17 protein-coding genes are annotated in these 22,272 nt (G+C 36.5%); 6 read left to right on the top strand and 11 right to left on the bottom strand.

All coding sequences use genetic code 11. The annotated features are described in order from the left end of the window. Nucleotides 1-257: 257 nt before the first annotated feature. The 4 genes from ACUNWD_RS03255 to ACUNWD_RS03270 form a co-directional block, all read right to left on the bottom strand. Nucleotides 258-2,036 carry a RagB/SusD family nutrient uptake outer membrane protein gene (locus tag ACUNWD_RS03255; protein ID WP_445586331.1) on the bottom strand — a complete coding sequence of 593 codons (1,779 nt, stop codon included), beginning with the start codon at nucleotides 2,034-2,036 and terminating at the stop codon, nucleotides 258-260. 10 nt (nucleotides 2,037-2,046) lie between these two features. After that, nucleotides 2,047-5,406 (bottom strand): TonB-dependent receptor, encoded by a 3,360-nt coding sequence (locus tag ACUNWD_RS03260; protein ID WP_445586332.1) that lies wholly within the window; start codon nucleotides 5,404-5,406, stop codon nucleotides 2,047-2,049. 221 nt (nucleotides 5,407-5,627) lie between these two features. Continuing rightward, a complete protein-coding gene (locus ACUNWD_RS03265) occupies nucleotides 5,628-6,614 on the bottom strand; it encodes a FecR family protein (RefSeq protein ID WP_445586333.1) in 987 nt (328 codons plus the stop codon). Nucleotides 6,615-6,749: 135 nt separating this feature from the next. Next, entirely contained in the window at nucleotides 6,750-7,331 is a 582-nt protein-coding gene (locus ACUNWD_RS03270) for an RNA polymerase sigma-70 factor (RefSeq protein ID WP_445586334.1), read from the bottom strand. 1,108 nt (nucleotides 7,332-8,439) lie between these two features. On the opposite strand from ACUNWD_RS03270, the gene trhA reads away from it, so the two are divergent. Further along, entirely contained in the window at nucleotides 8,440-9,084 is a 645-nt protein-coding gene (gene trhA / locus ACUNWD_RS03275) for a PAQR family membrane homeostasis protein TrhA (RefSeq protein WP_445586335.1), read from the top strand. Here trhA and ACUNWD_RS03280 read toward each other — a convergent pair. Next, nucleotides 9,077-9,766, bottom strand: a complete 690-nt coding sequence (locus ACUNWD_RS03280) for an RluA family pseudouridine synthase (protein WP_445586336.1) — start codon at nucleotides 9,764-9,766, stop codon at nucleotides 9,077-9,079. The genes trhA and ACUNWD_RS03280 overlap by 8 nt on opposite strands. A 151-nt stretch (nucleotides 9,767-9,917) precedes the next feature. Here ACUNWD_RS03280 and ACUNWD_RS03285 point away from each other — a divergent pair, with 151 nt between their 5' ends. Then, entirely contained in the window at nucleotides 9,918-10,283 is a 366-nt protein-coding gene (locus ACUNWD_RS03285; protein WP_445586337.1) for a methionine-R-sulfoxide reductase, read from the top strand. Between the two features lie 21 nt (nucleotides 10,284-10,304). Here the strand turns inward: ACUNWD_RS03285 and ACUNWD_RS03290 are convergent, their stop codons facing one another. Together ACUNWD_RS03290 and ACUNWD_RS03295 are read right to left on the bottom strand one after the other, a co-directional pair. Further along, nucleotides 10,305-10,865, bottom strand: a complete 561-nt coding sequence (locus ACUNWD_RS03290) for a hypothetical protein (RefSeq protein WP_445586338.1) — start codon at nucleotides 10,863-10,865, stop codon at nucleotides 10,305-10,307. A 15-nt stretch (nucleotides 10,866-10,880) separates the two neighbouring features. Continuing rightward, on the bottom strand, nucleotides 10,881-11,435 hold the full coding sequence (locus ACUNWD_RS03295; protein WP_445586339.1) for a PepSY-associated TM helix domain-containing protein: 555 nt from the start codon (nucleotides 11,433-11,435) through the stop codon (nucleotides 10,881-10,883). A gap of 86 nt (nucleotides 11,436-11,521) precedes the next feature. Here ACUNWD_RS03295 and ACUNWD_RS03300 point away from each other — a divergent pair, with 86 nt between their 5' ends. Next, nucleotides 11,522-11,881 (top strand): NifB/NifX family molybdenum-iron cluster-binding protein, encoded by a 360-nt coding sequence (locus tag ACUNWD_RS03300; RefSeq protein WP_445586340.1) that lies wholly within the window; start codon nucleotides 11,522-11,524, stop codon nucleotides 11,879-11,881. On the opposite strand, the gene ACUNWD_RS03305 is transcribed toward ACUNWD_RS03300, so the two are convergent. The 4 genes from ACUNWD_RS03305 to ACUNWD_RS03320 all read right to left on the bottom strand — a co-directional run bounded on the left by ACUNWD_RS03305 (nucleotide 11,878) and on the right by ACUNWD_RS03320 (nucleotide 18,411). Beyond that, nucleotides 11,878-12,882 carry a tRNA dihydrouridine synthase gene (locus ACUNWD_RS03305; protein WP_445586341.1) on the bottom strand — a complete coding sequence of 335 codons (1,005 nt, stop codon included), beginning with the start codon at nucleotides 12,880-12,882 and terminating at the stop codon, nucleotides 11,878-11,880. The genes ACUNWD_RS03300 and ACUNWD_RS03305 overlap by 4 nt on opposite strands. After that, the gene (gene trhO, locus ACUNWD_RS03310; protein WP_445586342.1) at nucleotides 12,882-13,931 is read right to left on the bottom strand and encodes an oxygen-dependent tRNA uridine(34) hydroxylase TrhO; all 1,050 of its coding nucleotides are present in this window, start codon (nucleotides 13,929-13,931) and stop codon (nucleotides 12,882-12,884) included. The genes ACUNWD_RS03305 and trhO overlap by 1 nt, the downstream gene beginning before the upstream one ends. A gap of 421 nt (nucleotides 13,932-14,352) precedes the next feature. Next, nucleotides 14,353-15,690 carry an MATE family efflux transporter gene (locus ACUNWD_RS03315; RefSeq protein WP_445586343.1) on the bottom strand — a complete coding sequence of 446 codons (1,338 nt, stop codon included), beginning with the start codon at nucleotides 15,688-15,690 and terminating at the stop codon, nucleotides 14,353-14,355. A 99-nt stretch (nucleotides 15,691-15,789) separates the two neighbouring features. Beyond that, nucleotides 15,790-18,411 carry a DUF5916 domain-containing protein gene (locus ACUNWD_RS03320; protein ID WP_445586344.1) on the bottom strand — a complete coding sequence of 874 codons (2,622 nt, stop codon included), beginning with the start codon at nucleotides 18,409-18,411 and terminating at the stop codon, nucleotides 15,790-15,792. 198 nt (nucleotides 18,412-18,609) lie between these two features. Here ACUNWD_RS03320 and accC point away from each other — a divergent pair, with 198 nt between their 5' ends. The 3 genes from accC to ACUNWD_RS03335 are packed head-to-tail and all read left to right on the top strand — an operon-like array spanning nucleotide 18,610 to nucleotide 22,193. Continuing rightward, nucleotides 18,610-20,124, top strand: a complete 1,515-nt coding sequence (gene accC / locus ACUNWD_RS03325) for an acetyl-CoA carboxylase biotin carboxylase subunit (RefSeq protein WP_445586345.1) — start codon at nucleotides 18,610-18,612, stop codon at nucleotides 20,122-20,124. Nucleotides 20,125-20,135: 11 nt separating this feature from the next. Then, nucleotides 20,136-20,645 (top strand): acetyl-CoA carboxylase biotin carboxyl carrier protein subunit, encoded by a 510-nt coding sequence (locus ACUNWD_RS03330; protein ID WP_445586346.1) that lies wholly within the window; start codon nucleotides 20,136-20,138, stop codon nucleotides 20,643-20,645. Between the two features lie 12 nt (nucleotides 20,646-20,657). Further along, nucleotides 20,658-22,193 carry an acyl-CoA carboxylase subunit beta gene (locus ACUNWD_RS03335; RefSeq protein ID WP_445586347.1) on the top strand — a complete coding sequence of 512 codons (1,536 nt, stop codon included), beginning with the start codon at nucleotides 20,658-20,660 and terminating at the stop codon, nucleotides 22,191-22,193. Nucleotides 22,194-22,272: the final 79 nt, after the last annotated feature.

Raw genomic sequence — 22,272 nt, forward strand, 5'->3', positions numbered from 1 at the left:
TAATAAATTGATTTGGTTATTTTACAACAAGGCTTAAACTAATTTCATTCTCTGAAGGCAAGTTTTACACATCTCAAAATGCTTGAGCTACTCTTTTGATAAAACATTAATTGCGATTAAACATCAATCAATCCAGATTAAAAAATTCATCACAATTTCCAACAAATTTTTATTAAATAATTGAGCATCGAGGGGTAAACCCTCGATGCAATCAATAAAACATATTCAGTTAATTATACTTTTATGAAGATAATAAACTAGTTGTACCCTGGGTTCTGAATCAGGTCTGGATTTTTGTTAATTTCATCCCTCGATATTGGGAAGAAATAGGCTTTATCCTCCCAACTACCTGTCATAATTTGAACTGGTGTAATGGTCGGAATAGTTGCAGTCGTTTTATCCGGATTTAACTCATATACAACTTCTACTCCATGAACCGGATGGTACGCCTCTTCTCCAATCATCCATCGACGCACATCGAAAATCCGATGATTTTCAAATACCAACTCCACACGCCTTTCATTTTGATAACGCTTGATTAAAGCTTCTCCAGAATCTGTGATGTCTGGCATTCCTGCTCTTTTCCGGATCATATTTATGTAAGTTCGGGCTTCCTCTTCCTGCCCCAAACCAATACATGCTTCCGCGTAATTTAACACGATTTCACTATAACGTATAAAACGCCAGGTTAAATCCATGGCATGATTTACATCCAAATCAACCTTTCGATCAATAAATTTCAACATTGAAGTTCCAGTATTATTATATCCTCCCGGATAGACAGCGCTATTACGCCCGTCTAAACCATAAACATAATCAATCGAATTTGTTGCGCTATTCCACACTTCCCAAGTACCAACTTGCAAAACACCAACCGGATCATATGCAAGTAAGTTTGAAGAACGTGATCTAAATTTTGCTCCTTCATATAGAATCGAAGCATAAAAACGAGGATCTCTGTTTTTATAGGGTTCTAAATTTTGTTCAGGATTAGACCTTGAAAAAATGGTTCCATCGGCCATCTCATATGCGTCGACCAATTCACTAATAGCTCCAATATATTCAATGCCTCCAAATCCATTAGGAAAAACTACCCAGGCATCAACTCCCATATCTGCAGAAGCGGTGTAATAACGTACAAAAATATCTTCAACACTACGTCTTGACACAAAAAGATCTTCATAGTTTTGAGTTGCTTCATCCGGAGATGATGGATTCGGTTTATATAAATCATAGATTCCTAAATCCATAACAGCTTTCGCAGCATCCTTCGCAGCTTGCCAGCGCGATGCACGATCACCACCGACATACCCAAGAACTTCCGGATTAGAAAAGCCTGAGAACTTGTCTGTATTATGCAAGTCACTTGCGGCATAAAGCAGCATCCTTGATTTTAAGGCTAATGCAGCCCCTTTGGCTATTCTTCCATCGTTATCACCAGTGTTCTCTAAAGGTAATAACGTTGCTGCTACTTCACATTCATCTGCTATGAATTTAATACAATCTGCATAGCTGTCACGAGGAGCATTAAACTCATCTGTTAATTCATATGACTTGGTAATTAAAGGTACACCTCCAAAATAATTGACCAGCAAGCTATAATACCATGCCCTAAGAAAAGTTGCTTCACCTTTCAATCTGTCTTTTAATTTAACTCCATCAACCAAATCTGAGCTTTCAGGTAAGTTATCAATATTTTCCAAGAAAATATTACATGAACGAATAGTCCTGTAACGTGCATTCCAATCACCCCAACCTGCATTATCAGGGGTCATAATCATATTATTGGCATTAAAATCATTACCACTAGCATAACAACGGGCTTCGTCAACACTTATGGCAGTCATATAGAACCACCATGGATTCTCTTGATATAGATTATTAAGATATAACTGAATCAAATTAGGGTCTGACCATACATCTTGTTCTGCAAATTCTGTTGCTGGTTTTGTATCAAGAACACTTTCATCACATGATGATAACAGGATAAAAGAGAATACAAAAACCATATAGAATATAATTGATATTTTTTTCATCTTCTTATATTTAGAAAGTTAATGTTAATCCGATAGTCGTTGTTTTATTTAAGGGATAGACCTGACTGTTTACCCAAATAGAACCAGGAGCATCATCGGGAGATTCAGGATCAAAATCCTTCATCTTTGTAAAAGTCAAGAAGTTCTGACCACTGACATAAAAACGAAGAGCCTCCATCCCCATCTTCTTAACGATAGTGCCTGGAACATTATAACCAATTTCTATGTTTTTGAGTCTTAAATAATCACTGCTTCGAACATAGTATGTATTGTTGGGTTCACCATCTGTCATCCAATATTCCAAACTTCGGTTATTCGCTCTTGGATGAGTCGAACTGGGGTTTTCGGGCGTCCAACGATCTTTAACTTCGTTGTACAAGAAATTTCCATTTCCTGGTGCGCCAGAGAAAATTCGGTAAGACCTTTCAGCACCAGCAGCCCCTTGAAACAATGCATTTGCATAAAAATTCTTATACTGAAAATCTACATTAAACCCTCCTGTAAATGTCGGTATAGTAGTTTTATCACTCCGAACTCTGTCCAATCCATTTATTTCACCATCTTTGTTAACATCCTCAAAAATTATATCCCCGGGACGAGCACCTGGCCAGTGTGGATATGCATCTACAGCAGCCTGATCCACAAAGACCCCTATTGCTTGATAATATAACCTGGCATTCATTGGATTACCTGTTGATTTCTGGTAGTCTGGAACGCCAGGAGTTTCGTCCCAAAATTTGATGTGGTTCTTCGAAAATGCGCCATTGGCAGATACCTGATATTTGAAATCGCCAATATTATTATGATATGACAGTTGAAATTCATAACCTTTATTGACAACTTCTCCAATATTTTCGCGTGGCAGACTTAATCCTGTAGAGGCTGGTACTGATGCATTACGATACCACAAAATATTGGTTCGCAGGTTGTAGAAATATTCAAAACTTGCCATCAGTTTATTGTCCAAAAGTTGCGCGTCAAATCCAATGTTTGATTGATTGGCAACCTCCCATGTGATGTCTTTATTTGGAATTCGTAAGGCCGCCAGCGTTTTCTGTTTATTTGTTTCATTGAATAGATAAGCACTGTTATAACCATAAGTTGTCATGAACTGATAAGGATCTATCCTGTCGTTACCGGTTTTGCCCCATGAACCGCGGATTTTCATATCATTAATAAAAGCAAAATTATCTTTCCAAAAGTTTTCCTCAGAAATCCGATATCCCAAAGAAATACCTGGGAAAAATCCATATCTTTTCCCAGGGGCAAAGATGTAGGAGCCATCATACCTCCACACAAACTCAGCCAAGTACTTTGAATCAAAGGCATAGTTCACCCTTCCAAAATAATTTTGACGGATAGTCTCCCTTCCAGCACCACCATTATCTTTCGATAAATCACCACCAGCAGACATCTGATCGAGAATATCACTTGTATAATACCTTCTGAAAGCCCAAAAATCCATTAAATCCCCAGTAATGCGCTCTGCTCCCAAAAGGATTTTGATATCATGTTTCAATCCAAAAGTCCGCTCATAATTAATCAGTCCGTTAATGGTTGTTTTCGCTTCGTCACTCATCCACTGCTGTAGTCGAGGATCAGTGAATCCTCGTTTTACTCCTGCTAAAAGTGGCTCATTGTTTTCATCCATCGATGTTCCGTCCCATGTATAAAGGGTCCATGGCTTTTGAAAACGTTTACGGTTTTTGAAGGTCTTGTCAATAGCGACATTACCTGTTAGCGACAGTCCCTCAACCCAAGGAATGTCAATAACCAATTTCATATTACTTTCCATGACATACGTTTTTTCCTTGTCATAACCAGTAATATCAGTTACTAGTACCGCTGGATTTGCGCCATATTCAATATCTGGACCTGGCAGTCCATTAGGCCAGTAAGCATTCATGTATGGAAAAGCCCTGTTTAATGCCCAGAAAATATTCTGTGCTCCTTCTCCTCCATTTCCTCCAACTCCGGAATAGTTTCTGTTCTCCTGACGACCAGCGACATCAAAGCTTATGCGGATATTATCATTGATTTTTGCGTCAAGATTACTACGAAAGTCTGTTTGAGAGTAATATATAGCACTGTTCTTGTACAAGCCGTCTTGAAAATTTGAACCAACAGACACAAAATACTTGATTCTATCTGCTCCTCCAGACAACGTTAAATTTCCATAACGCTGGGGAGAATTATCTTTAATTACCTCTTTAAACCAATCAGTATTAGGGTGTCCCCACGGGTCAGATCCATCCTTAAATAATTGAATATCTTCCTCCGTAAAAAATCGTTGGTATCCTCCTGCATCTGCAATTTCATTTGCTATCTCTGCATACAGAGGAGATCCAGTCATTTTTGGAAGAACGGTCGGGTTATTCCATCCCTGACTTAAATTAAGCTGGATGGTTGGTTTCCCTGAAGCTCCCCGCTTAGTTGTTACAAGAATTACACCATTGGCAGCTTGTGCCCCATAAATAGCTGCAGATGCATCTTTCAGGACAGTGACAGACTCAATAGTCGCAGGATCTAAACGTTCCAAACTTCTGTTTGCAATGCCATCAACCACTACAAGTGGAGAATTATCCCCTAAAGTATTTGCCCCACGTATTCTTAAAGTTGAACCGTCATTACCAGGCTCACCGGTCCTTGTAATTGCAACAAGTCCTGGCAATTGACCAGCTAGAGCATTTGAAAAATTGACTGACGTCGATCTTTGAAGGGTTTCTCCTTTTATCGCAGCGATAGAGCCTGTTAAAGACTCCTTTTTCTGAATACCATATCCAACTGCAACAACCTCTTCGATCCCAATTGCATCTTCTGTCATTACCACATCAATTGTATTTCTTCCGTCAACAGGGATTTCCTGTGTTTTCATACCCACAAAAGACAACACAAGCGTGGCGTCTCTTTGGACATTATTCAAATTATACCTCCCATCAACATCAGTAATTGTACCGTTCGTTGTACCCTTTATTACTACAGTCACACCAGGCAGAGAAGTACCAGAAGAATCGGTAATTTTGCCAGAGATAGAGCTTCGCTGGTCGTTATCAGTTAGAGTATTCTCATTTCCAGCATTTTTTATAACAACAATGTTCTTCCCAACCATTTCGAAGCTTAAGTTTTCTCCTAATACTTTTTCCAATATTTTTTCCAAGTCCGAATCTTTTGATTCTACACTAACAGTCTTTGTAAGATCAACTGCCTTGCTATCGTAGAAGAATCTATAATCGCTTGTCTCTTCTATTCGGTCAAGTAGACTAGAGAGCTTAACATTTTCCATATTTAAATTCAACTTCGCTGACTGGGAAAATGATGTTGCTGAAACTTGAACAAAAGCAATTAAGAGAAGAAAAAAAGTAATTTTCATAACTCTGATAATTTTTTTTGCATGGCATAGCTTGTACTTACCATGGTACACATTTGTTTTTTTCATAAATTTGCAGTGTTAATAATTGATTATTTAAGCTGTAGAGGCTTAATGATTAGTTTAAATGAGGAAACACAGCAATGTTTCCTGAATAAACGGGGTTGCTTCGGAGGCACCCCGTTTAGATTTCAAAGAATTTAACCATAGGCATTTTTAAAAAGTTATTTTTTATTTACTATTATAATTTGATTCCCCTGGCTATAATATTCGAATGATTCTGATGATGCTCTTCTAAACGCTTCCATCATCGTATAAATATTATCATCAATGCTTAACGAGCCAGTGAAATACCTCTTTTTTAACAATTCATCTTTAAAAATCAGCTTAATATTATATATCCGCTCAATTCTCTTTGCCAACCGTTCAAAAGTCTCATCTTTGAACTCATAAACTCCATTAATCCAATAGTCGTAAAAATTGTCAGATACGTTAGACTCAAGTAGTTTTTTTGAATCTTTATTGAAAACTAAACTTTGCGAAGGTTTCATCAAATATGAATGAAATCTGTCGTCTCTATCTTCTTCTTTAATGTCAAACTGAATTTGACCGGAAATTAAGTCAGCCTTAACAAAATTATCTTCTGGATATGCTACGATCGCAAACTTTGTTCCCAGAACACGGATCCTGTTCTCTCCAATCTTTACAATAAAAGGTTTTCTCTTATTTTTTGAAACGTCAAAGAAACCTTCACCTTCTAATTCGACTTCTCTTTTTCCACCACTAAATTTTTCAGGATAAATAAACTTTGTACCGTTACTCAACCAAACTTTTGATCCATCAGGTAAAACAATAGAGGATCTACTCCCATTTGAAACGTAAATCGTATTTTTAGATTCGGTATTAAAATTGATTTCGTTAATAAAATATCCGCATAACACCGCAATTAGAACAATTGCAGCATATTTTAGATAATTAATCATCGGCAGGGCTGGCTTTTCCTTCAATCTATGTTTCTTAATCTTCAAAAGTCCTTCTTTTATTTGCCTTGCGGACATTTCATTGCCTGTTTGCAATAATGCCCATAAATTTTTGTATTGAATATAATCTTGTCTATACTCATCATTTTGACTGATCCATTTATGAACTTTCGAATCAGTTGCAGCTGAAGAACTCTCAGTAATAAGTTTTATAAGTTTTTCTTCTTTCATTTGATAATTTCTAATACTAGAATGTTTATAAAACCATTACCCCTAACTCTAAACTTGAAAAAAAATAATATTGTAATACTATCAGTCATTTTAATGACAAAGACGCAATTACATATTGATGATTAATGGTGAAATTTAAAACAAGGATATTTGAACAATTAGATAGTCCTTTAAGGCGATCCTGAAGATTTTTAACGCTTTGGTTATGTGAGCCTCAACAGCTTTTTCTGTGATTTCCAGCAATTCTGCCACTTCAAGATTACGTTTATCTTCATTGCGACTCAATAAAAATACTTGCTGACACTTAGGTGGAAGTTTTTTTATCGTATCGACGATGATTTGTTCTATTTCTTTAAATACAATTTCAGAAGTATCTAGTTTTTCAAGAGATAGCACATTTATATCTCTTATGCCATTTACTGATAAGATACCATCTGAGTATTTCTGCTTTATATTTTGATGACGTAGAAACATCAAACAATTATTCTTCACACATGTGTATAAATAACTTTTAAGCTGGTTTTCGTTATTGAATGATGGAGTTTTTTCTAACAAATTGACAAATGCATCATGCACATGATCCAGAGCTTCTTCCTCAGGGACATATTGCTTCGCAAAGGCAACCAGTCTCGGATAAAAAGTACTGAATACTAATTCAAAAGCAGTTTCATTCTTTTGGTTTAAAAGAGCAATAACATTGTTGGAAAGTATATTCATCTTTAACGAACCAAGTTGGATTATTATAGTGACTAATCAGGACAAAAAACACCTACTAACACCCCTCTTGAGTTTTAGGCAGGTTATGAAATAGATGGAATATTCTTTCTTTTTAACCTCCCTTATTGCACTAATCTCTTTAATTATTTCTCACAGCAATTTCATTCGTAGTAAAATAGTTAGCGGTCCATCAATTGTTACTGGAATGGAAGACATATTTTTTTGACGATTTTGAAGTAATTTTTTCATATTCCGTTTCTAAAGATGTTTTAAGTCAACTATGTTAATCCTGCTTTAAATATTCGAACTCTCGAATTCGTTATCGCATTCCCTTGCAACGCCCTATCCCTTCAACATACGACACTTACACTTCATTTCCACCAATTCAATTAGCCATATATTGTTGCAATCTTAATCGCTTTTTCAGAATGATATTTAGCGTTGTGAAGTTAAATCGAATCCTTGCATGATATCAATACACAATTTGACAGAAAAACACCACAAAATGACAATAACAGGGAATTTGAATTAACACAAGTTATTCGATAGTAATCTTTAGAATTGAAATCGCTGTATCTACGTATCGAGGTGGGGCGGGTGTATGTTATTTGACTGAGGGTATCCCTAAGAGATGGTAATTTTTAATTTAAATCCCCAACAACCAATCTATTTATCAAAAAACTGAAAAGCGTGCTTGCTTTTGGCATTTTTGAGGTCGCTCTGAATAAAAATATGTATGCTCAACATGTTTTTGAGGGCTCCGGCCATTTGAAAGGTCGCTTCGGGCTTTTCTTATGTTGCTTAGCATAGAAACAGGGTCGCTTTAAGCAAATGGGCGTGTGCTTATCAATACCATACCACTACCAATTAAGTAGAAGTTTTCTCGAAATTCTTGTAAAAACTCAAAGCAACTACTTGTATATCGACATTAGAAATACGGGTATTGGAAAACTAATGGATTACCATAAAAATATAGTTGAACGCTTTCATCGGAAATACTATACTTCGCAATGGTTATACATTTATTCTACTGCTCCCTCTCAAATAAATCAGTTCCATATTTTAAAAGCTAGCAGAACTATGTATCTTCACCAATCAATTTTCAAATATGGTGAAGCAAAAGAAATTGAAACGTGCCGAAGAAATTGCCAATAGCATTTCTCACGGAATTGGAATAGCACTTTCAGTGGCAGGAGTCACGCTATTGGTGGTATTTGGTGCGATTTATGGAACGGCATGGCATGTTGTGAGCTTCGCGGTATTTGGAATCAGCATGATTGTTTTATATCTGGCCTCCACCCTATTTCATAGTGCTAAAAAGCCACGTTTAAAATTCAAGCTAAATAAATTCGACCATTCAGCAATTTACATTCTTATTGCTGGTTCATACACTCCACTTTCCCTAATATCACTTAGAGGTTGGGTTGGGTGGACTATCTTTGGATTGATCTGGACGTTTGCTATCGGAGGTATTGTTTTTAAGATCTGGTTCTACTCATCAAAATTGAAATTCCTCTCAACATTCTTGTATGTAGCAATGGGCTGGCTGGTTATTTTCGCCATAGTTCCTATGATCCAGAACGTACCAGCAACCTCCTTGTGGTTCTTTTTAGCAGGCGGGTTGAGCTATACTGGAGGAGTTGTATTTTACCTGATTCCAAAAGTTCCATTCTTTCATCTGGTATTTCACTTATTTATACTTGGAGGGTCAGTTTGTCACTTTTTTGGCTTTCTGTATCTGCTTCCTATCTAATTGAAACATCTTTTAAAAGTTGCTCAAACTCGGTGGGCATTTCGGCAAAGAACTCCATTCGTTCATTTGTTATGGGGTGATTTATTGTCAATTTCGAAGCATGAAGCATTAACCGGTTATGGCCCCACTCCGCCCTTATCAACTTATTTAAAGTAAAATCGCCATGATGTGAATCACCAACAATATCGTGCCTGTTTTTCGCAAAGTGCTGCCTAATTTGATGCCAACGACCAGTCTCCGGAAGAACCTTCACCAAGCTTAAGGTAACATCTGTGTGTTCTTTGTACGATATATTTGTATTAACAACTTTTATCAGTTCATAATTTGTTACGGCATCTTTTTTAAACTTGCTCTTCTTCTTCACCAATACTTTCTCATTAAAAGTGCCTGCTGTGTTTAATTCACCTAAAACTATTGCCAGGTATTCTTTCCCAACAGATTTTTGCTCAAACTGAATTGTTAATGCATGAGCCACCTCACTCGAAAATGCCAAAACAATTACTCCAGAAGTTTTTGAATCCAAACGGTGAACATTGTAAACCCAATTTCCTGTAATGTCACCAACCATTTTAGTCAGGTAAGCTGCATCATGAGGCATAAAATCATTTTTATGAACCGGTAAGTCTACAGGTTTATTTACAACAACAATATGTTCATCTTTATATAAAATCGGTAATTCCATTTTTCAACTTTCATTATTCGCTGCAAGATAGCTTACTTTTAACATTTATTGCCAAACAAATTTGCCATTATGAATGTCTTTGATTTATGAACGCATAATCAGGCTGCAAATATCAATTGAAACAATTTAGCCGACTAATGAATAGAAAAGAATGAATTATAATAAACTCAATCAATTTGAAGAATACGTGATCCTGAAAAAAGGAACAGAACCACCTTTTACCGGGAAATTTTATAAGTACAAGGAAAAAGGAACATACATTTGCAAGCAGTGCAATGCCCCCTTGTACCATTCATCTGACAAATTTGACTCAGGATGTGGATGGCCCAGTTTTGATGATGAGATCGATGGAGCTGTTAAAAAGATGATTGACGCAGACGGAAGAAGAACTGAAATAATTTGCGCCAATTGTAATGGTCACCTTGGTCATGTATTTTTTGGTGAAGAATTTACAGAGAAAAACACCCGCCATTGTGTGAATTCAGTCTCCTTAGAATTTATCCCATCTGAAAAATAAAAACCGCAAAAGCGGCTTTTTTTATTCTTGCTCTTCAATGGACTTACCATCCAAATAGTAAATAGATAAATATCCCTTTTCACTATTTGCAATTTCTTCGCGCATTTCTGCAATACGCGTCATTTGGTTATTTTCATGATTTCCACCATCAACCTCATGATTACCTTCTCCGGCATGCCCCATTGCATGTCCCTTGTTTGCTGACTCACCTTCCGTTGCTGATGCTTCCATTTCATCAATATAGGCATCATCAATTCTTATCTCATTCAGTACTCCACTTACCACTAAATCACTTCCCATTTGATCCTGCGTGAAAGAACCTATCTTACTACCAGCTTCAACGCGAATTGTAACATCCTCGCTACTCCCCATTAAAAAGCATCGTTGTCCACTTTGTTTGCAAACATGAGATACGGTTCCTTTAACCAAAACCACTTTTCCAAGTAAATCATCTCCCTGGTTTTGTAATTCATCAACCGTTAAAACAACTGTTTCTTCATTTGATGATGATGCTTTTTTAGCCTGATTTTGACAAGCAACAAAAGCCAATAATCCAATTAAAATTAAGCTTAGTTTTTTCATTTTTTTGTCAGTAGATTATGAAATATAAAATAACAGGAAAATTCCAGGGATTGCAAATCCGATCAACGTCAACCACCATCCTCTTCCTAAAAGTCCATTTTTCCCTTTCAGAAGAAATAACCCAGAGATTGTAACAAAAATTAAAACAACACTCAATATATCAGAAACCCAGATCCAGGCTCTTTTTGTGCCAGCTAAATGAAGCTTGTTAATTGCATAAAAAACGGGCCTCTTCTCCAATATCTCCAGCTCAGCTATCTTTCGATATGGATAGTAAATAACCATACCGTTTTCTACAAATATCTTCAGTATTCCCGATGCAGTCGTGTAGTGCTTTTTATATTTTGGTTGATATTCAAAACCTTCCAGCAATCTGTCTATTTCGTGCTGATCAGGACTATCTGCAGTTATATCATCTATCTGTATTTCTTCATGAACAATGATATGATGAGGATTCCAATCTTTCCGATGGTTTAGTGCAATTCCGGACACGGCATATATTATTACCATACCTGTAATTAAATATCCAAAATCCCGATGCAGAACTCTCAGTAGTTTTCTAATTTTCATTACAAGTAAATTTTATATCGAACATATGTTTGCTATATTTGTACAGTAATATAGATTCAAAAATAGATAAATAAACGTAAATAAGAATGAAAATAGCAATACCAACAAAAGGAAATGATATTGATAATCACTTCGGCCATTGTGATTATTTTACAATAATTGATATAAACGATCGAGACCAAGTATTTGAAAAGGAATTAATGGATAGTACGGTGGAATGTGGCTGCAAGTCGGGATTGGCCGGAGAGTTAGCAAAAAAAGGAGTAAAGTTATTACTTGCAGGAGGTATTGGCGGAGGCGCCATTAATAAGTTGAGGGAATATCAAATTGAAGTTATTCCGGGATTTACCGGAACAATTGATGAGGTCTTGGAAAAATGGAAATTGAAAGAATATGGCAATGAGATGATAATCTGTACTGATCATCAACACAACTGTTCGCACTAACCAACAAGCGAATTTTTAGGCAAAAGGGCATTGACAAGTTGATACACTTCATCAAAATTGTTGGTGCCCATTAATTTTGCACGCAATCCAGCCGCACCCGTAAAATCATTTGCATAAATTTTGTAAAATCGTTTTAAAATATTGAAGTTCTTCACTCCTCCCCAATTTTCTTCAAACAACTTTGTGTGATTTATAAGCTGTGTCAGTTTTTCTTCCTTTGAAACCTCAATCATTGCTGGATTAAAAAACCAGGGACTTTTAAATATCCCGCGTCCAACCATCACACCGTCAACACCAAATTCATCAATTCTATCAATTGCTTGTTCGTATGAAAAAACATCTCCATTTCCAAGAATAGGAATATCAACTCCTTTCTGATTTCTTAGATTAACAGCTTTTGCAATTTCAGTCCAATCCGCTTCTCCTTCGGATTGTTGCTTCTGTATTCGACCATGAAGCGTAATAGCAGCGGGTTTAACTTCCAAAAGTTGCTGTATCCAACGCTCCGTTTCATGCTTCTTTATCCCCGTACGGGTTTTTACAGAAACTGGTAGATCAGTTGCCTCCTTAGTAGCCAAAATAATTTCCTGCGCTAATTGTGGCTGATCTATTAATGCACTGCAAGAACCTTGTTTTATCACATTTTTAACCGGACAGCCCATATTAATATCCAATCCGTCAAAATCATATACCTCTGTAATGTCTTTGGCTATCTTATGAAATACTTCAGGCTTGTTTCCCCATATTTGAGCAACCAGTCTAATTTCTTTTTCTTTAAGCAACAGTCTTTCTGATTTGGAAACAATTAAGCGTTCAGAAACGCGCTTTTTTCCAATAGGATGATTCATTCCATCAACTGCTGTAAATTCAGTGAAAAGAACATTCAAACAACCTGGCTTCGCCAACCTGGCGACCAATTCACGAAAAGATGTATCAGTCACATCCTCCATGGGTGCAAGTGCTAAAATCGGTTTTTCTATTGTATTCCAAAAATTTTCCATTACTCTTTTTCTGTAGCAATAAGCGCTACTTTGTGTTCAATACCTTTTCGAAAACTTTTTCGGTTGCCAAATTTACGTTTGAAAGCCTGAACGTGCAAATCCCTGTCACTTTCGGACGTTAAAAGAACCGATTCACATTCATTGCTGCAACACCCATTGAATTGTGTTGCACACTCCTTACATTGAATAAATAATATGTGACACAAATTATTTGCGCAATTGGTATGAGAATCGCATTTGCGACCACATTGATGACAATGTGCAATTACCTCACCATTTACAGATTCTCCCAAACGATCATCAAAGACAAAGTTTTTACCAATAAATTTTGATTCCAGCTCAAGACTTTTTATTTGCCTGGCATACTCAAGAATTCCACCATAAAGCTGGTTCACATCATTAAACCCATGATGCTTAAAATAAGCACTAGCTTTTTCGCACCGTATCCCACCAGTACAATAAAGTAATAGTTTCTTTTCTTTTTGATCTTTTAGCTGATCCACTACCATCTCAATTTCTTCACGAAAAGTATCAGCATCCGGACAAAGAGCCCCACTAAAGTGACCAATTTCACTTTCATAATGATTCCGCATATCAACGACCAAAGTGTCCTGCTGGTCTACCAGCTCATGAAACTCCAATGCAGTTAAATGCTTACCCACATTTGAAACATCGAAACTATCATCAGCCAATCCATCTGCAACGATTTTTGGCCTTACTTTAATAGTTAGCTTGTAGAATGATTTTCCATCATCTTCAATGGCATATTTTACAGGAATGCCGCATAAATATTCATTTTGATTTGCCTGCTCTATAAAATCATCCAGATTGTGCTCTGGAACGCTCATTTGGGCGTTAATACCTTCTCGAGCAACATAAATCCGTCCTAAACAGTCTAATTTGTTCCATTGCCTGTACAAAAAATCCCGAAACTCACCTGGCTCTTCAATCCGTACATAACGGTAAAAAGAAATAGTTATGCGTTTAAACTTTTCTGACTTAAGTATCTCTTTTAATTCGTCCTTACTCTTTCTGTTGTATAATTGCATCCTTCTTTTTTTTTAGCTGCAAATATAAAAATTTATCATTTATAGATATACAGATATTAATATGCCATTGATAATTTTACCACCTATCCTATTTTACAAAAAAAGTAATTACTTATTTAGCTACGAATATTGTATAAATATTCAAAGTTTATATTATAAAACATGTTTGATTTTCTTAATCTCTGAAATACAATTTCTTACAAACACTCCCAAATAGCGCATTTACTAATCATTAATAAATTTTAAGATTTTTTTAATGATCGTCTAAAATATATGCTATATTAGCAAAGCATTTTTAACCAAATGCTTTAAAATGAAATCTTTATAGATACCTTTTCTCTTTAAACCAATATCTATTTTCTGATCTAACTAAGCTAAATTATGGACAACGGGTTATCATGACGATGATAACCCTATTTTTTTATATATACCTGACAGACAATCTCCTAAGGCGATAATAAAACAATATTGAGGCAAGTCCCAAGCCCAGTAAAAATCCTATCCAGATTCCCACTGCTCCAAAATTAAAAACAAAGGCAAAGAGGTAACTAATCGGTAACCCTACAATTGTATATGATAAAAAAGCAAGGAACATCGGTACTGACACATCTGATATTCCCCTTAATGCACCAAGTAAAACAATCTGGATGCCATCAAAGATCTGAAACAATGCTGCAACAACTAATAATTGAGCAGCAATAACGATCACGTTCACATCATTTGAAAACAAAAATGGCAACTGGTTTCTTAACAACACAAATCCCAAGCCCATAATAGCCATAAATGAAACGACAAGATGCAAAGAGGCATAAATTGAACGTTTCAGCGTTATGTAGTTCTTTAAACCATATTCGTGACTCACCTGAATAGTAGTACCTGAACCAATACCCAGGCTAATCATATATGTTACTGTTGCCAATGACAATGCTACCTGATGCCCCGCAAGCGCTTCTTTTCCTATCCATCCCATCATAACAGCACCGGCAGCAAAAGTTGTTACTTCAACAACCAATTGTAACCCGATGGGGATTCCAACAGACAAAATTTCTTTCATCTTCTGAAAATTAAGTACTGACCGATATGCAGATAAAAACATTTTTAGAAAGACCTTATTATTGTATATAAATACAAATAACAACAATGGCATACAAAAACGTGCTATCAATGTTGCCCAGCCCGCCCCCATCAGGCCCATTGCCGGAAAACCTAATTTACCGAATATTAATATATAATTTAAAAGAATGTTGATTGCATTTGAGAGTAAGGTGATATACATTGAAATACTGGTATTGCCAACTCCTTCTAAAAACTGTTTGAATGAATAGAAAAACAACAAAGGCAGTAAGGAAATTACAAGCAATAAATAATAAGGAAAAGCTTTTTCAACGACTTCAGCAGGTTGCCCCATCTTGTTTAGAAAAATGCTCACTCCACCCATTAAAATTACTATAAGCAGTGAAGAAATAAAATGTATGAAAACTCCATTTTTAAAATACTCCCCCAGTTCTGCTTCCTTTTTTTGACTGAATACCTTTCCAACCAAGGGTGTGAGTCCTATACAAATTCCCATTCCAAATAAAAGTCCTAAATGAAATACATTTGAAGCAAATGAAGCAGCGGCAAGTTCTGTAGTACCAACATGTCCAACCATCATATTATCGACCAAAGAAACGGTCACAATCCCAATCTGAGACAGAATCACAGGACCTGCATGAATCAAATTCTTCTTATATAGTGGTTTGTAGTTAAGAATATTCATTTTAAATTATCAATAGCTACCTATTAAACAAGCAGCAGGATACCATCATGTTCAAATTTTAAAAAAGAAACTTTGACAAAAATAGCTGTAGTGAATTGATTATAAAGAAAACCAGTAATTAAATTTTATCATGAAAACGTTCTGAGATTTGAGCCCAAAGATATCACCAAAACTTTCGATAACAGAAGATTCATATTCACGGCTATTTTTTAATGAAGATGAGTTCCACACTAAATATAAAGTTGATCCGGGTCTGAATTCCCATCGGGCAACGAGATTTGATCTTAATTCGCGGTAGTTAAAATTCGGAATTGGAATTGAATATTGTTCCCCGTCGTTTTCCACAAACGTATAAGCCCCATTGACAGATGTCATATTTGTCAGAGATAGATATCTACGATCAATATTCCTATCACTTGCATCAATAACTCTTCGAAACGAATCGTAACTTCCAACTGACGCATACGGGTTGGCATAATATTGCAAAGACAATTCCGGAGTGATGAAGTACTCTAACCGGATTGTTGTTTGCAAGGTTTTTCGATCCAAAGTTCCAACAAGATAACCAGTATCATCCGATGATAAACCAACCTTTTGAACATATTGATGATGATCTGTTAGTAATTCAACCTTGGTTCTCGAACTAAGACTTACATGATCATTTAAATGCCATCTGACAAAGAAAGTATGCAAATCTCTTTTTGAAATATTATCGTCATATGAAACACGGCGAGTGCCTACAGCAAACATTAAATCCTTTGAACTATTGGACTGAATATAAATCTCCCGATCCCAACTGTCATCGATATAAAGTTTAGGCCCGCCTCGTAATTCGCGCGTATCAAATACATTAAAATCACGTTCCAGGTTTAAATGCATTTGCCACAAATTCGTAAAACGCAGAAACGAGTGAATCCCTAATTCATCTTTAGTATTTTCACCTCCATAACTCCACGAGTGTAGTTGCTGAAAACGGCACCAGTAATCGCGTAATATTCCGTTGGGTTTATTTACTTTATATAACAACTCGACATTTTCCTGAATAAAATCAGCCTGCCTCAAATAGCCAACATCATTTAAATCAATCCCAGGCGAACGCCAGCTAATGGCTCCAGTTGCTCTAAACTTACCACTTCTTTTTCCACCTTCTATTTCACCGCCATGCCCCCACAAACCTGTTCTTGTCGGATCATAATTTAAATGTTCTGCATCCGCTCGCTGATAATAATGCTGTGGCGACAACTGAAGTCGATTAATCGCATTTTCACTTCCTTTCATCTGGCTGAAAAATGTCTTAACATCAACAAAATATTTACGTTTCATCCAATTGTGCTGAAAATCCAGCCCCCCGGCAAAAGAAGAACCCGGCAAAAAATCTAATTGATCATTGTTGATATCTCGAATCACAGAAGTTAACATACCGCCTAACACTGTATTGCCTTCATTATAATCTTGCTTTATCCTACCTATAAAATAGTTTGTAAATGGTTCAATTGCTTCCTTCCTATCTGTGCTGCCAGAATAAATAATCGCATTTTCCTTAGCAGTAAAACTTTGAATAGCACCTATCGACAAACCATTTTTACTTTTCCCGGTCACTTTTAGCGCACTTAAAATTGAAGTATTATCAGGCATAGCAACTGTTTCTTCACCTTCAATTTCAGGAAAATACTCAGGTGCTTTTCCTATTCTTCTTGAATAAAAAAGCAAATCCCTGCCCATGTTATAATCTAAGATATTATTTCCTTCCAAAAAAAATGGACGTTTTTCATCGTAGAAAACTTCGTACGATGAAAGGCTTAAGATCGACGGATCAGCTTCAACTTGTCCAAAATCAGGATTTACCGTGTAATCCAAAGTAAAATCTGAACTCAGTCCAATTTTTCCATCCACCCCTAGAGCAAATGACGATTTATTTTCATATTCAGAATTCGGTGAAAATTTGGCACTTGTATACGGCATGATTTCAAGCTTTCGTTTCGGATTGATTCCTTTTATTCCTCTAAGCTCACCAAATAAATAAACCATTTCAGGTGCATCAACAGGAATTAGTTTCCATTGATCTTCTTCCATTAATCGATCAATCCATCGCCAAATATGCATTCCCCATATTTGTTCGTCAGCTTTTGCAAAACGTAATTGGCTAAATGGAATTCTCAACTCTGCTATCCACAACGAATCTGTAATCGACGTTTTTCCATCCCATACAGCATCCCAATTATAATCCCATTGATATGCATCCAAATGAACAAGATCCACTTTCTGTCCAGCAGCTGACACATTAAATTCAAATGCTGATCGATTATCATTGTACGAATCCAAGGCAATACCAACAATATCTCCATTAAATTCATCTCTTCTGCTTAAAATGGAATGAATTGATTCAGGTTCATTGTCATAGCACTTTATTCCAACATAGAGGTTTCTATCATCGTAATAAATGCAAACTTCTGTATCTTGCGAAGGACTTTTTGCCTGCAAAGGTTGCTGCTGAATAAACCCACCACTCCAGGTACCATCAATCCAACAAAATTCATCAAGTTTTCCGTCAATCTTAATTTTTCCATTTAACCGTAATGCATGGTATACTTTCTTCTGGCTGGCATGAAAATTCACCAGTGAATCAGTTGACAAACTGTATGTTTCGGGATGCTGAGCTCGCAATATTGTAGAAATGCTTAAAAGCGCTACTAACAATAGCAGGGATGGTTGCTTAAACATAATATTTGATTTTGGGTTGACAAATATAAAATAATTTAACAAAAGAGCTAATGACTTAACCTTTAATTAGGAATAAATTAATTTTTCACAAATGAAAAAACAAATCAAACATTTTCGGACTTACATGGTTTTTAATAGAAATTTTAATAGTTTAGTCATTTTAATATATATAGATATTTATATTATTAAAATATAATTATGAGAAAAATCAACAAAATCCTGGTTGCTAACCGGGGTGAAATTGCAATCCGTATTATGCGTACGTGCAGAGAGATGGATATTGCAACTGTTGCTGTTTTTTCTGATGCTGACCGGACATCGATGCATGTCCGATATGCTGATGAAGCCTATTATATAGGCGCAGCGCCTTCCAAAGAGAGTTATTTAAAAGCCGAAAAAATCATTGAAGTAGCCCTAGAATCGAAAGCAGATGCGATTCATCCGGGCTATGGATTCTTATCTGAGAATGCTGATTTTGCGAAGCTATGTAAAAAAAACAAGATTATTTTCATTGGTCCTTCTCCCGAAGTAATTGAAAAAATGGGAGATAAAATTCAAGCCAGAAAAGCTATGATCAGTGCAGGAGTCCCAGTTGTACCGGGAACAACTGAGCCAATTCTGGATGAAGGGAAGGCTATTGAAACGATTCGGGAAATTGGCTTACCGGTTATGATAAAAGCTTCAGCTGGTGGTGGTGGCAAAGGGATGCGATTGGTTAAGGAAGAAAGCGAAATTATTTCATCTGTTCGGGCAGCTCGCTCAGAGGCATTAAGTTCATTTGGAGACGATGCAGTATACATAGAGAAATACGTAAGTTCTCCACACCATATTGAATTTCAAGTTTTGGGTGATTCGCATGGCAATGTGATTCATCTTTTTGAACGAGAGTGTTCAATCCAACGCAGGCATCAAAAAATGGTTGAAGAAACTCCTTCTCCCTTAATGACACCTGAGCTAAGAACACAAATGGGGAAACATGCTGTTGAAGCGGCAAAAGCTGTCAACTATGTTGGCGCCGGCACCATAGAATTTCTGGTAGACAATAATCTCAATTATTATTTCCTTGAAATGAATACCAGGCTACAGGTAGAACATCCAATTACAGAACGTGTAACCGGAGTTGATCTTGTTAAGCAACAAATAATTGTCGCTGAAGGAGAAGAACTCAGCTGGAATCAAGATAACTTAAAGCAACAAGGTCATGCTATTGAATGTCGTATCTACGCAGAAGATTCTGATAATAACTTTATGCCAAGTCCGGGACGAATTCATAGTATAACACAACCGTTAGGCTTAGGTGTCCGTACTGATGGGTATGTTTATGAAGGATATGAAATACCGATTCACTACGACCCAATGATTTCTAAGCTAATTGTCTGGGCACAAAACAGATCAGAGGCAATCAAAAGGATGAAAAGAGCTCTCTATGAGTATAAAATTACCGGTGTAAAAACGTCTCTCAAGTTTCTCGAACGAATAATGGATTCAGAAGATTTTGTGGAAGGAAATTACGACACCAATTTTATTGAAAAAAATAGAGAAACCTTGATCACCAACGACACCTGCGAAATGGAATGTCAAGATATGGTAATTATTGCTACTTATTTTGATTTTATGAACAGGGTTAATAAAGTTATTCCAACAAAGGGATTAAATCCTGCAAAAAATCGTTGGAAAAAATACACTTATCAGAAAAATTTCGATCGCTTATAAATTATATAATTATGCCAATTGAAATTAAATTGAATGATCGCATTGCTAAAGTATCGGTACTCAACCAAAATGAGAACCTACTTGAAATAAAAGTTGACGATCAAATTTACAAAGTAGACCTGATGCATAACGATGATGGTCAATTTTCTATCATAGAAAATAATCGTTCACACAATATTTCATTAGTTCCATCTGTAAAACCAAAAAACTATACGGCCTATACACTTTACAATTCATACGATCTGGAAGTAATTGATTCGGAATCTCGTTATATCCGAAATCGTGGTGAAGGCAGCGTTGCAAAAAGTGATAAAAAAATTACTGCACCAATGCCTGGAAAAATTGTAAAAGTATTGGTTGATATCGGCCAGGAAGTAAAAAAAGGTGAAACTGCAGTTATCATTTCTGCAATGAAAATGGAAAGTGAATATAAAGCAGCCGCAGACGGTCAGATTAAAACAATACATGTGAAAGACGGAGATACCGTTGAAGCAAACCAAGTATTGATTGAAATCGAATAAATCGAAAAAAATATGGACTTAAAGAGCAAATTCGAACATTTTGAACGAATCAACAAAGAAGCGGAACTGGGCGGAGGTCAGGAGAGAATTGAAAAACAGCACGCTTCTAAGAAAAAAACTGCCAGAGAACGAATCCTTGAATTACTTGATACTGGTACGTTCAATGAAATTGACAAATTAGTAACCCACAGGGCGACTGATTTTGGCATTGATAAAAATAAAATTCCAGGTGATGGTGTAGTTACCGGATATGGAAAAATACATGATAGGCTTGTATATGTTTTTGCACAGGATTTTACGGTTTTTGGAGGCACAATGAGTCGCGCAAACGCCGATAAGATTGTAAAAATACAAGAGATGGCCGTTAAAATGGGCACTCCTCTTATTGGGCTAAATGATTCTGGTGGAGCGCGCATCCAGGAAGGTGTTCAAAGTTTGGCTGGATATGCTGATATCTTTTACAACAATGTACTATCGTCAGGTGTAATACCACAAATAAGCACAATACTTGGCCCATGTGCTGGTGGTGCTGTTTACTCCCCTGCCCTTACCGACTTCATTTTCATGGTCAACGAGACTAGTCATATGTTTGTTACCGGGCCAGATGTTATACGAACAGTAACTCACGAAGATGTCAGTAAAGAAGACTTGGGTGGAGCTCACACACATAGTTCCAGAAGTGGTGTTGCACATTTTACAGGAGACAGTGAAGAACAAACGTTAATGATGGTGAGGGAGCTGATCAGTTTTATACCATCGAACAATATGGAAGATCCACCGGCTAAATTGTCAACAGATCCGATTGATCGTATTGAGGAATCTTTAAATGGAGTAATACCTGAAGATCCGAATAAACCGTATGACATGAAAGACATCATCTTTAAAATCATTGATGATGAACACTTTCTGGAAGTACAGCCTGACTATGCGGCAAACATTATCATTGGGTTTGCCCGATTTGGTGGAAAATCAGTAGGAATTGTAGCCAACCAACCAGCTCATCTCGCCGGAGTATTAGATATCAATTCGGCAGCAAAAGCCGCACGCTTTGTTCGGTTCTGTGATGCGTTTAATATTCCATTGGTAACGCTGGTAGATGTCCCAGGATTTTTACCCGGCACGCAACAAGAGTTTGGTGGAATTATTAAACATGGTGCAAAACTGCTTTATGCATTTGCAGAGGCAACGGTCCCAAAAATTACAGTAATTACAAGAAAAGCATATGGTGGTGCATACGACGTCATGTCAAGTAAGCACATTGGTGGAGATATCAATTATGCCTATCCAACAGCTGAAATTGCTGTCATGGGGCCAGATGGTGCTATTAATATATTGCACCGGAATAAATTAAATGACGAAGAAAAAGTAAAAGCTGTTGATGATTACCGTGAGACTTTTGCTAATCCATATCGGGCGGCTGCATTAGGGTACATCGATGAAATAATCTATCCCAAGGATACCCGCGTAAAAATTATTAATGCATTGGAAATGACCCAAAATAAACGAAAGTCAAATCTTCCCCGAAAACATGGTAATATTCCATTATAATACAACAAAGAGGCTGTCTCAAAAGAGATGGCCTCTTTTTATTTTCAGCGAAGAGTGGGAAAAAGATTGAAAGTTATCA

It is taken from the genome of Sunxiuqinia sp. A32, from assembly GCF_052690465.1.

Excerpts from the sequence above, each read along its gene's own strand:
- ACUNWD_RS03255 (WP_445586331.1), bottom strand. The coding sequence starts at position 2,036 with ATGAAAAAAATATCAATTATATTCTATATGGTTTTTGTATTCTCTTTT.
- ACUNWD_RS03260 (WP_445586332.1), bottom strand. The coding sequence starts at position 5,406 with ATGAAAATTACTTTTTTTCTTCTCTTAATTGCTTTTGTTCAAGTTTCA.
- ACUNWD_RS03265 (WP_445586333.1), bottom strand. The coding sequence starts at position 6,614 with ATGAAAGAAGAAAAACTTATAAAACTTATTACTGAGAGTTCTTCAGCT.
- ACUNWD_RS03270 (WP_445586334.1), bottom strand. The coding sequence starts at position 7,331 with ATGAATATACTTTCCAACAATGTTATTGCTCTTTTAAACCAAAAGAAT.
- trhA (WP_445586335.1), top strand. The coding sequence starts at position 8,440 with ATGGTGAAGCAAAAGAAATTGAAACGTGCCGAAGAAATTGCCAATAGC.
- ACUNWD_RS03280 (WP_445586336.1), bottom strand. The coding sequence starts at position 9,766 with ATGGAATTACCGATTTTATATAAAGATGAACATATTGTTGTTGTAAAT.
- ACUNWD_RS03285 (WP_445586337.1), top strand. The coding sequence starts at position 9,918 with ATGAATTATAATAAACTCAATCAATTTGAAGAATACGTGATCCTGAAA.
- ACUNWD_RS03290 (WP_445586338.1), bottom strand. The coding sequence starts at position 10,865 with ATGAAAAAACTAAGCTTAATTTTAATTGGATTATTGGCTTTTGTTGCT.
- ACUNWD_RS03295 (WP_445586339.1), bottom strand. The coding sequence starts at position 11,435 with ATGAAAATTAGAAAACTACTGAGAGTTCTGCATCGGGATTTTGGATAT.
- ACUNWD_RS03300 (WP_445586340.1), top strand. The coding sequence starts at position 11,522 with ATGAAAATAGCAATACCAACAAAAGGAAATGATATTGATAATCACTTC.
- ACUNWD_RS03305 (WP_445586341.1), bottom strand. The coding sequence starts at position 12,882 with ATGGAAAATTTTTGGAATACAATAGAAAAACCGATTTTAGCACTTGCA.
- trhO (WP_445586342.1), bottom strand. The coding sequence starts at position 13,931 with ATGCAATTATACAACAGAAAGAGTAAGGACGAATTAAAAGAGATACTT.
- ACUNWD_RS03315 (WP_445586343.1), bottom strand. The coding sequence starts at position 15,690 with ATGAATATTCTTAACTACAAACCACTATATAAGAAGAATTTGATTCAT.
- ACUNWD_RS03320 (WP_445586344.1), bottom strand. The coding sequence starts at position 18,411 with ATGTTTAAGCAACCATCCCTGCTATTGTTAGTAGCGCTTTTAAGCATT.
- accC (WP_445586345.1), top strand. The coding sequence starts at position 18,610 with ATGAGAAAAATCAACAAAATCCTGGTTGCTAACCGGGGTGAAATTGCA.
- ACUNWD_RS03330 (WP_445586346.1), top strand. The coding sequence starts at position 20,136 with ATGCCAATTGAAATTAAATTGAATGATCGCATTGCTAAAGTATCGGTA.
- ACUNWD_RS03335 (WP_445586347.1), top strand. The coding sequence starts at position 20,658 with ATGGACTTAAAGAGCAAATTCGAACATTTTGAACGAATCAACAAAGAA.